Annotated in this window: 5 protein-coding genes; all 5 read left to right on the top strand. The window is 35.8% G+C overall.

Annotated features, from left to right (window positions below):
- The first annotated feature begins 170 nt into the window (after nt 1–170).
- Nucleotides 171–941 carry a hypothetical protein gene (locus ACTQ5K_RS22235; protein WP_441130401.1) on the top strand — a complete coding sequence of 257 codons (771 nt, stop codon included), beginning with the start codon at nt 171–173 and terminating at the stop codon, nt 939–941.
- Nucleotides 942–1014: 73 nt separating this feature from the next.
- The gene (locus ACTQ5K_RS22230) at nt 1015–2346 is read left to right on the top strand and encodes a VanW family protein (RefSeq protein WP_441994303.1); all 1332 of its coding nucleotides are present in this window, start codon (nt 1015–1017) and stop codon (nt 2344–2346) included.
- A 69-nt stretch (nt 2347–2415) separates the two neighbouring features.
- Nucleotides 2416–4071 (top strand): GspE/PulE family protein, encoded by a 1656-nt coding sequence (locus ACTQ5K_RS22225; RefSeq protein WP_349204801.1) that lies wholly within the window; start codon nt 2416–2418, stop codon nt 4069–4071.
- Nucleotides 4072–4082: 11 nt separating this feature from the next.
- Complete coding sequence (locus ACTQ5K_RS22220) at nt 4083–5135, top strand: type IV pilus twitching motility protein PilT (protein WP_349204802.1); 1053 nt, start codon at nt 4083–4085, stop codon at nt 5133–5135.
- On the top strand, nt 5122–6333 hold the full coding sequence (locus tag ACTQ5K_RS22215) for a type II secretion system F family protein (protein WP_349204803.1): 1212 nt from the start codon (nt 5122–5124) through the stop codon (nt 6331–6333). Before ACTQ5K_RS22220 ends, ACTQ5K_RS22215 begins: the two co-directional genes overlap by 14 nt.
- Nucleotides 6334–6397: the final 64 nt, after the last annotated feature.

Raw genomic sequence — 6397 nt, 5'->3', positions numbered from 1 at the left:
CCCTTTCCTAGACACCCAAATCAACACTTCGAACAAATCTATTTGAATACGAAGGTGATCATCTACCTTGAGAAGTTGAAAAGTCATTTACACAAAAATATTGACAGTACCGCATTGGAAAATAGATAAGCTCTAGTTTGTTCTTACTATTTAGAATAGTGGTGATTAAAATGCAAGTATTATTAATCTCTATCGTTTGTTTACTAATTATTACAATAATTTTTGTTGTTTTTCCTTCTAGTATGACAATCAAGGGAAGATTTGTGGTGGTTGTGGTTGCTTTTGTGCTATCAAATATCGGCTTGGCTGTTCAATATTTATATGAGAATTATATGATTAGTTTAGGTAGTCTGTTGCTTTTAGTTTTGATGCTACCTTTATTAATGCAAAAAAGCGCTCGTTTTTTCTTTAAAGAAGAAATACATAGTGAATACATTACAACGTATACGGCAAAAGACATGAATAAGCAGAATATAGAATTAGAAGAAGAGCTGTTAATTATGGATAAAGGGAAGCCTGCATTAAAAAAAGAGGGGAAAATAACATCTAACACAATAGTGGAAGAAGTAGAACAATCCGAACGAAAACCTATTAAGGAAGAAGAATTTCCGCCCATTAAAGTGGACAACAACTTTAGTGTAATGGTTTCTTCAGAGGAAACAGAGAATGTAAATAAGCAAGAAGAGGAAAAGGATTGGGTCTATGCTACATTAAATACTACCGAGGCTCATCCAAAAGAGGATTATTGGAAAAATGATAATGTAATGGTCAGGGAAAACTCGATTGAAGCTTTTTTAGAAGAATTAAATGCTAATAAAGATAATGATAAAGAGGAAGAACAACTAGAGGAAATAGAAGAAAAGCCAAACAGACGATATTTAGAGAGGTTAGAAAAAATTAGAATTTTAGACAACAGTAATTTACCAAAAGATAAGGATTAAAAACTGATCTGAAAATTTAAGTGCAAACAAAAGGAGTCTCTAAAGCCGTTTTTTTAGAAAGGTAGAATACAGAATGGATAAAAAAACTTTCACTTTATTTATTAGGCTTTTTATAGCAACATTTTTCCTTTTTGGAGGCACCAGTTTAGGTGTTTACGCCTTTCAGAAGGCAGATAAAGAAGAGCTTTACCCCATTAATACAAGTGTAGCTGGGATAAGCATTGGAGGATTAACAGAATTAGAGGCAAAAAATATGCTTGAAAATCATCTTATTGGTTGGAAAGCCAATGCTATATATGAGTTTCAATATAAAGAAAAAACGGTTCAGATAAGTAATGATATATTTGCCTTTGATGTAGAACAAACACTAAAGAATATAACGGAAAACAGTGCAAATGATTTTGTTGTAAATGTAAGGGAAGAAGTTTTACAAACGGAATTGGAACAGTATAATTCGTTTTCCATGGAAGATATCGATATTGATCTTTTCAAATCAGCATTATTAGAAGCCGCATCCATTCTTCAAGTAGATAAGAAATTAGCTGTAGAAGAATACTTTGCTTCCTATGTTTCCGGAAAAGATTTGTTAAATACCGTCGAAATGACAGTGCCTGATCAAATAGAAGAATTGGAATCCGTTATTCCATCTATTAAAGAAATCACTATATTACCAAAAACAACTTTTTCTTTATTAGGATTATTAGAGGATGTAAATCAGAAAGGTGCAAAGGATGAAACGGTAAGTATACTGGCAACAGGTATTTATCAATTAGTTCTTCAAACCAATTTTGACATAAGAGAGCGTACAATAAGCAAGGAGCTTCCTGATTATGTAGATGTTGGTTATGAAGCGAAAGCAAGCTTTCGTAGTCAACTAGATTTACGCTTTACTAATCCAAATGAACATGCTTATATTATCGCTCTTAAGGTAGAGGAGAATCAATTAATCCTTCAATTAAAAGGGCAGGAATTTCCGAATCGTTATGAGATTGTTATAGAGGAGAAGGAAGAATATGAACCAAAAACAATTGTCCAATTTGATTCTTTGCTTGAGGGAGATCAGGTAAAGGTTAAACAGGAAGGGAAAAATGGTATCTCTGTTGTTGTCATCAAAGAAGTACTGGATAAAAACGGAGATCAGGTAAAAAGAGAATCAATCGCTACGGACTATTATCCACCTGTTTATAGGGAAGAAGTTCGAGGATTGCCAAATAACAAGGACATAGAGCAAACAGATAGTAAGGAAGATGGCGAAGAGGCACCAATAGAGGAAGATTTAAATGATCATGCAATAGAAGATTCCACAATGGACGAAGAGAATAATCCAAATCAAGAAATCGATCAGGAAAAGGAAGATGATGATCTAAACGATTCGATAGAGGATGACCAAATTATTGAAAAATAGCCAAGTAACATCCATTAAGGAAAATGTCGTTTTTCATACATAATACCAAATAGGTAAAGGAAGATGATAATGAAGAATACTCGTAAACGACTAGGGGATTTATTAATAGAGGCTAATCTGATAACACAAGAGCAATTAGACGAGACATTGGCTAGAAAAAGTTCTAATCAAAAGCTTGGAGATGCGTTACTTAAAGAGGGATTAATCACGGAACAGCAGCTTATAGAAGTGCTGGAATTTCAGCTAGGAATTCCTCATATTAGTTTATATCGGTATCCTTTTGAGCAAAATCTTTTTTCACTCGTACCAAAGGAAACAGCCAAAAGAAATATTCTTATTCCTTTAAAAATTGAGGGAGATAAACTTTTTGTTGCGATGGCGGATCCTATGGATTATTTTGCCATTGACGACCTTCGCCTAACGACTGGATTTCAAATTGAGCCGGCAATAGCAACAAGAGATGATATTATTCGGGCCATTAATAAATACTATGATGTGGATGATGAGTTTAAAGAATTGCTTTTCCCTGTGGAACAAGAGGAAGAAGTTGATTTAGATGTTGTTCAAGATTCTCCCATTATTAGGCTAGTCAATCAGCTAATAACAAATGCTATTCATGCAAAAGCAAGTGATATTCATATTGATCCCCATGAAACAAAGGTAACGATTCGTTATCGGATTGATGGAGTTCTTCGCACAGAAAGAATTTTGCCAAAGCATATGCAAAGTGTTTTGATTGCCCGGATAAAAATATTGGCTAATCTTGATATTACCGAATATCGTCTACCACAGGATGGCAGAATTAAGTTTAATCTGGAATTGCACCCAGTAGATTTGCGCATTTCCTCCATCCCGACTGTATATGGGGAAAAAATTGTAATGCGGATACTTGACTTAGGGAGTGCTTTAAATGACATTACAAAGCTTGGATTTCATCCCTACAATCTCCAATTATTTAATAAAATGCTGCAGAAGCCGAATGGGATTGTGTTGATAACAGGTCCAACAGGATCAGGTAAATCATCCACTTTATATGCAGCATTAAATCAGTTGAATAATGAGGAAGTCAATATTTTAACCATTGAAGATCCAGTAGAATTTCAATTGGAAGGGATTAATCAAATTCAAGTAAATGTAAATACAGGCATGGACTTTGCAGTTGGTTTGCGTTCTATTTTAAGGCAGGATCCAAATATTATCATGGTCGGAGAAATTCGTGATAAGGATACAGTAGAAGTGGCCATTCGCGCTTCCTTAACTGGTCATTTAGTGCTCAGTACTCTTCATACGAATGATTCTATAGGAACGATTACCCGCTTAATTGATATGGGAGTAGAGCCATTCTTAGTAGCATCTTCTTTAAATGGAATCGTTGCACAGCGATTAGTAAGAAAAGTATGTCGAGATTGCAAAAGAGAAGAAGCGGCTACCAAAAGAGAAATAGAGATTTTTGCAAGAAGAGGTATGTCTATTGAGCATATTGTTCGCGGAAAAGGCTGTTCTTCTTGTAATATGACAGGTTATCGCGGCCGAATCGCGATTCATGAGGTCCTAGTTATGAATGAAGAGATAAGAAAATTGATCATGAACGGTGAATCTTTTCTAAAGGTAAGAGAGCAAGCAGAAAAGGATAAAACCGTGTTTTTAATTGATGATGGGTTATTAAAAGTGAAACAAGGGATTACAACAACGGAAGAAGTACTAAGAGTCGTTCTTCCTGAATAGAGGGGAATATCTTGAAAGAGAAATTAGATGAGATTTTGAAGACTGCTTATGAAAATCGAGCTTCTGATGTTCATTTAACGGTAGGGATACCGCCTGTTATCCGCATAAATGGAGAATTGAAAAGGATTGGTGAAAAAAGCTTGGTGAAAGCTGAAACAGAAGGAATGGCAAAGGAAATTGCTCCTGAAACGTTATGGGAAACTTTTTTAGAAAAAGGGGAATTAGATTTCTCCTATGAAATAAAGGGTCTTTCTCGCTTCAGAGTCAATATCTTTAAACAGCGTGGACAAGTATCCATTGCCTTGAGAATTGTGCCAACAGCCATTCCGACGATTGAACAGCTTGGTATGCCAGCTATACTACGTAAAATAGCGGAAAAACAACAAGGCCTTGTACTTGTAACAGGTCCTACTGGTAGCGGAAAATCGACCACTTTAGCAGCAATGATTCGGTATTTAAATGAGACATCCCATAAGCATATTATTACTCTTGAAGATCCAATTGAATATTATCATTCACATGGAATGTCGATTATTGACCAACGAGAGGTTGGCTTTGATACAAATAATTTTGCAAATGGGCTGCGTGCAGCATTAAGGCAAGATCCAGATGTAATCTTAGTAGGGGAAATGCGAGATTTAGAAACGATTCAAACTGCAATTACTGCTGCGGAAACGGGTCATCTCGTATTGGGAACATTACACACCTCTGGAGCACCAGCAACAATAAATCGAATAATTGATGTGTTTCCACCAGAACAACAGCAACAAATTAGAATTCAATTAGCTTCTGTCTTAGTTTCGGTTGTGTCTCAGCGCCTTTTCCCGACAGCCAATAAAAGAGGCAGAGTTGTTGCTTTGGAGATTCTCCTAAACAATTCAGCAGTGGCTAATTTGATTCGTAATGAGAAGATACATCAAATCATGAATATTATGCAAACATCCAAATCACAAGGAATGGTAACATTAGAAAATAGCATTAAAGAGCTTGTTCAATTTGGGCATATTCATCAAGATTTAGCTGCGCAATATTTACAGGAGTTGTCAATTAATGGCTCGATTTAAGTATACCGGGAGAACGATACAAGGAAAACGAGAGGGAAGCATTAATGCATCATCAAAGCGTGAGGCATTATTGACACTAAGGGAACAAGGTATTCGAGTTACAGAAATAATGGAAGTCAAAGAATCATTCTTTACAAAGGATATTGTCATTGGCAATCCTGTGAAATTGCAGGATATGGTCATTTATTTACGACAGTTTGCAACGCTTTTGTCTGCAGGAATCTCCATTATCGATTCCACAAGAATACTTGCAGAGCAAACCTCAAGTAAAGTACTACGAAAGGTTTTAAAAGCAGTGGAAGAGGATTTAAGGGAAGGAAATCCTCTGTCTAATGCTGCAGAAAAGCACAGGAGAGTATTTTCGCCAATGTTCATCAATATGGTTCGAGCTGGAGAAGCGAGTGGTAATATGGATGAAACACTTGAACGATTAGCTATCCATTACGAAAGACAGCATTTTACAAAACAAAAGATTATTTCTGCACTTGCTTATCCGGCGGCTGTTGGATTACTTTCTATTTTTGTTGTCGTCTTTTTGTTAATTTATGTTGTGCCAATTTTTGTTGGAATGTTTGCTAGTTTAGGCGGAAAATTGCCGTTCATTACCCAATTTGTGCTAGATGCAAGTGCTTTTGTCCAATCTTACTGGTGGTTAATTGCATTTGTGGTGATACTAATTACGATTGTGTTTATACTGCTTCGAAATAATGAAACGTCTAAATATTATTTGGATTATGCGGTATTAAGGATGCCGGTTATTGGGAAGCTACTACAGAAGGCAGAACTAGCAAAAATGACACGTACACTAAGCTCGTTATTTTCTAGTTCTGTCCCAATATTGCAAGCATTAACCATTGTTGAATCAGTAGTAGAAAATAAAGTAATTGCAGAAGTGGTGCATAAATCCCATGCTGCATTGGAAAATGGTCAGTCGCTTATTGAGCCTATGAAAAAGCACTGGGCCTTTCCCCCTCTGATTACCCAAATGATTGCCATTGGGGAGGAGACAGGCTCCTTAGACCTCATGCTTGGGAAAGTTGCTGACTTTTATGAAAAAGAAGTGGAAGTTAGTACAGATCGACTAAAAGCCATTTTGGAACCTTTATTAATTGTTCTTTTAGCTGGCCTTGTTGGGGTTATCGTTTCCGCGCTGATGATACCAATGTTTGAAATTTTTAACCAAGTGGATAATTACTAAGAAAAATATGTAATATTCCAAAAAAATAATTCTTCCTTTTAAAAAGAGAATCTGCTAAAGTACT

Source organism: Niallia sp. Sow4_A1, from assembly GCF_052116745.1.
Lineage (GTDB): Bacteria > Bacillota > Bacilli > Bacillales > Cytobacillaceae > Niallia > Niallia hominis.
Note: the sequence above shows the minus strand (reverse complement) of the source record. Positions and strands in the feature narration are given on the sequence as shown.

Excerpts from the sequence above, each read along its gene's own strand:
- ACTQ5K_RS22225 (WP_349204801.1), top strand. The coding sequence starts at position 2,416 with ATGAAGAATACTCGTAAACGACTAGGGGATTTATTAATAGAGGCTAAT.
- ACTQ5K_RS22215 (WP_349204803.1), top strand. The coding sequence starts at position 5,122 with ATGGCTCGATTTAAGTATACCGGGAGAACGATACAAGGAAAACGAGAG.
- ACTQ5K_RS22230 (WP_441994303.1), top strand. The coding sequence starts at position 1,015 with ATGGATAAAAAAACTTTCACTTTATTTATTAGGCTTTTTATAGCAACA.
- ACTQ5K_RS22235 (WP_441130401.1), top strand. The coding sequence starts at position 171 with ATGCAAGTATTATTAATCTCTATCGTTTGTTTACTAATTATTACAATA.